Source organism: Streptomyces sp. NPDC111656 (assembly GCF_055656965.1).
The window spans coordinates 1-1,067 of sequence record NZ_JBVKCA010000090.1 but is presented as its reverse complement, the minus strand read 5'-3'; the positions used below and the strand labels follow the sequence as shown (position 1 = coordinate 1,067).

The 1,067-nt window shown below is 64.9% G+C and carries 1 protein-coding gene; it reads left to right on the top strand.

What is annotated here, in order from left to right; genetic code table 11:
- Window positions 1–261 precede the first annotated feature (261 nt).
- Window positions 262–1,067, top strand: an 806-nt coding sequence (locus ACZ7M3_RS52880; RefSeq protein WP_472074000.1) for a pyridoxal-phosphate dependent enzyme, incomplete at its 3' end; no start/stop codon positions are given.

The following is a 1,067-nucleotide window of genomic DNA, read 5'->3' as shown; positions in this document are numbered from 1 at the left end:
GACGCCTTTTCCAGGCAGGTGTGCAGGCGGTGCGGTGCGGGGGTCTGTCCAGCTCTGTCGAGTGATGCCGAGGGGCTGTTCAACCGTCTGTCGTGGATGGTTGAACAGCCCCTCTTCTTTTTCCCCACCAAGTCTTTGTCGTATCGCGCTTGAGTCGCGGTTGAGCCGCCTCGACCGATCCCGTGCCACACTCGGCCCATGCTCCACAGGCGTGCTGATCAATCTCTGGTCGAACGGACAAGGCAAATTCGCAGGGGTCTCATGGGAACCCCGCTGATTCCCCTGGCGGACGAGCAGTGCGACATCGTCGCCAAGCTGGAATTCTGCAATCCCACGGGAAGCAGCAAAGACCGTTCGGCCCTGTGGATTCTGGAACAGGCGATCGGTCGCGGGGAGATAGCGCACGGCACCACGGTGGTCGAGTCGTCGTCCGGCAATTTCGCGCTGGCCATGGCTTTCTACTGCCGCATGCTCGGCATCTCGTTCGTCCCGGTCATCGATCCGAACTGCAACGAGGCCACCGAGGCCCAGCTCCGGTTATTGTGTGAGCGGGTGGAGAAAGTTTCCCTCCGTGATGGGACGGGCAGCTACCTGAAGAACCGGCTGTCCCGGGTGCAGGAACTGCTGGTGGAACTCGACTCGGCCTATTGGCCCAACCAGTACGCCAATCCGGATGCCCGCGACGCGCATTACCGCTTCACCGCGGGCGAGTTGATAGCGCAGGCCGGCCCGCTCGACTATCTCTTCGTCGGCGTGGGCACGGGCGGCACGATCGCCGGGCTCTCCCACCGGATCAAGGAAACCTACCCGGGCTGCGTGGTCGTCGCTGTCGACGCCGAAGGCTCGGTGATCTTCGGCGGCCCGCCGAAGAAGCGGCGGATCCCCGGCATCGGCTCCAGCATCGTGCCGCCGCTGTGCGGTCAGGCGCTGATCGACCAGGTCGAGATCGTCTCCGAGGCACGCGCCGTCGAGGCCTGCGGCACCCTGGCCGCCACATACGCCCTGTACGCGGGAGGTTCGACCGGCAGCACCTACGCCGCCGTCCAGGACTACTTCGCCCGGCACCG